Raw genomic sequence first — 2,698 nt, 5'->3', positions numbered from 1 at the left:
GGAATGATATCGCTATGTTTAAACATCCTGCTGTTAAGCGCAGCTTCTTTATAACGCTCATAATTTTGCCATATACTCGTGCTTTCAATCGCTATAGGACTAGCATTAGGCCTTCTTACAAGGCCAAAAACCAAAACGCTGATCAGGAATACCGGAATTAACAACAGCTTTTTGCGCATGGCGTAAATATTTAGTTCATTGCAATTTATAAAAAAGAATGAAACAAAAAACTGCCCTTATCCTGTTCAAGGATAAGGGCTGTTCTATCAAAGGAAAATTTAAAAATTATTTCTTTGCTTCAAGCAATTCAGCAAGTTTAGATTGCAATTCTTCACCCCTTACGTTTTTAGCTACAATTTTTCCAGATGGATCAATTAACACATTAGAAGGGATAGCTTGAATGCCATATAATTTAGCAACCTCGTTGTTGAAATATTTCAAGTCTGAAACATTCGTCCAGGCTAAACCATCATCCTGAATAGCTTTCAACCATGCATCTTTACCTGTTTCTCTATCAAGTGAAACGCCCAGTACCGTAAAGTTTTTATCTTTATATTTGTTGAAGGCAGCCACTACGTTAGGGTTTTCTGCACGACAAGGGCCACACCATGAAGCCCAAAAATCAATCAGCACATATTTACCTTTAAAATCAGCTAATTTCACTGGTTTGCCATTGGTATCATTTTGTGTAAACTGCGGTGCCATTACGCCTACTGATGTAGATTTAGCACCATTGATTGCCGTACTGATGCTTTTACCAAGTTCCGTCGCTTTTAAGGCTGCAGAAAACTTGTTAAATTCAGGCTCTGCTTCTTTGGCATTAATATCATAACCTAAATTGCCTCTAAAAGCCGTTAAAGCCACGAAGGAGTTTCTGTTTTCGTTGATGAACTTCTGGATTATAGGCTTGCTTTCTTCCTGAATAGCCTCAGCACGATCATCTAAAGTCTTGATATACGCCTGGTCTTTTTGTTGCTCCGGGCTTTTCGACTGGTATTCTGCTCTTAAGGCATTCATTTTATCGGAGGTAGGTTTTAGCATTGCTGCTAATTTGGTATTGTCATCATTTAAAGGCGATCCTTTGACAACTGCTTTTTTCAATGAGTCAGCAGCAGTAAGTGTTATCGCTTTATTCTCTAAATAAATCACCAAGGCATCAGGGCCAGTTTTTTTACTAGGATTCACCGCCGGTGCAGGGTGTTTTAAAATCAACTGTGCTGTGGTAGGGTCTGCTACCGTGCCCTTAAACTCAAAGCTTCCATTGGTAATGGCTGCAGAATCTAACACAGGCGTTGTGCCTTTTCTGTAGCTCAAATAAACTTTCGAAGGTGCATTTAAGGCACCTATTTTACCTTTTAAGGTAAATCCATTTTGTGCAATAGCTGCAATTGGTAACAATAAAGCAGCGGATAAAATAATTTTCTTCATTTGTTTTTCAGTTTTTTTAGGTAATGTGGTTTCAGCTAGACGATAGCTAATCCCTTTGTCAAACTTAGGGATTGTAATTAATTTATCGTTAATGAATTTATAATGTTACAGTAATTTTTGATAGGTCCGCCACCATAAATCTGGAATTTCTCCATTTACTGCTGTATTGTAATCATCGTAACGACAAGGGATTAAATGAAAACGCTCATTTTTAGAGATGCCCGTGGGGTAAGGTACCTGCATCCACCAGCGGTCAGATTTTTTGCTTTTCACAAAAACTATTTCTCCGTTACCTTCACTTATACTTGCCCGGTAAGTGATATAATGCGACTTTGGTGTCAGCGGGAAATCTCTTTTGCGGTTATAAAAACCGTCCGCAAAATACCAAACCATTTGTGCCAGTAACATGGCCGTCTGACTGCTACGGTCAAAAGCAGGATTGAATTCATAAAAACCAATGGACGTTAATTTATCGTTCAGGCCTGCATAACGGGCAATACTGCATGCCTGCTCTCCATAAAAGCCATTCGGACCTGCATTGGCATTGCCCATAGCATCTGATGAACGTACTGCGGAGATGTCAAAGCTGATCATATTTGCATTTCTAATGATCGGCTCGGCTAAAGAAATATCCGTTGCAAATTCTCCCAAACGATGGACGTCGAAATATAGTTTATTTAACACCTTCAGGCTATCCTGATTTACATAATAGGTTTGGTAACCTACATTGCTGAAATTAAAAAGGTAATTTGGTTGGTGAAGAAATATTTTATTAAGGTAGCTGTCCGAACTGGCTGCAATGCCTACATGGTCATCTTCGTGTAAATCAAACTTATTGTCTACCACTACCAGGTCAACTTTTTGCTCCAGCTGCTCGTAAGCCATGTACTGTGCATAAGTGATATCTTGGCCGCCACCAATAATAACGGGTATGATATTCAGTTTAATCAATTCAGCAACCACCATTGTTACGGCAACATAAGTATCTGAAAGTGCTGCACCGGCTTTAATATTCCCTAAATCAAGAATACGGCTGTTGTAATTGCCCTCATGAAGGGTATAAAATTGTGACCTGAAATGGTCAGGCCCCAGTGCGCAGCCGTTGTTATTTACCGCAGCACGATCGTCAGGCACCCCGAAAATGGCAATATCAAAAACATTTTCTACCAGTTCGGGAAAGTTATCGGTGTAAAAAGTGGCCTTCAATCCAAGCTGACTGCTTAAAAATCCTTGTTTCGGCGTAATTCCCTTAAGGTTTAAAGGAGAAAAA

At 39.4% G+C, this 2,698-nt stretch carries 2 protein-coding genes; both read right to left on the bottom strand.

Features of this window, described 5'->3' with window-relative positions; translation table 11 throughout:
• Window positions 1-285: 285 nt before the first annotated feature.
• Entirely contained in the window at window positions 286-1,428 is a 1,143-nt protein-coding gene (locus tag ACR2F7_RS16340; protein WP_432714609.1) for a redoxin domain-containing protein, read from the bottom strand.
• Between the two features lie 105 nt (window positions 1,429-1,533).
• On the bottom strand, window positions 1,534-2,698 hold a 1,165-nt coding region (locus ACR2F7_RS16335; protein ID WP_432714608.1), incomplete at its 5' end, for a formimidoylglutamase.

The organism is Pedobacter sp. (assembly GCF_045628745.1).
In the GTDB taxonomy this organism is placed as follows: Bacteria; Bacteroidota; Bacteroidia; order Sphingobacteriales; family Sphingobacteriaceae; genus Pedobacter.
Note: the sequence above shows the minus strand (reverse complement) of the source record. Positions and strands in the feature narration are given on the sequence as shown.

Bases quoted from the DNA above. Each gene is read 5' to 3' on its own strand.
- ACR2F7_RS16340 (WP_432714609.1), bottom strand. From the start codon at position 1,428: ATGAAGAAAATTATTTTATCCGCTGCTTTATTGTTACCAATTGCAGCT.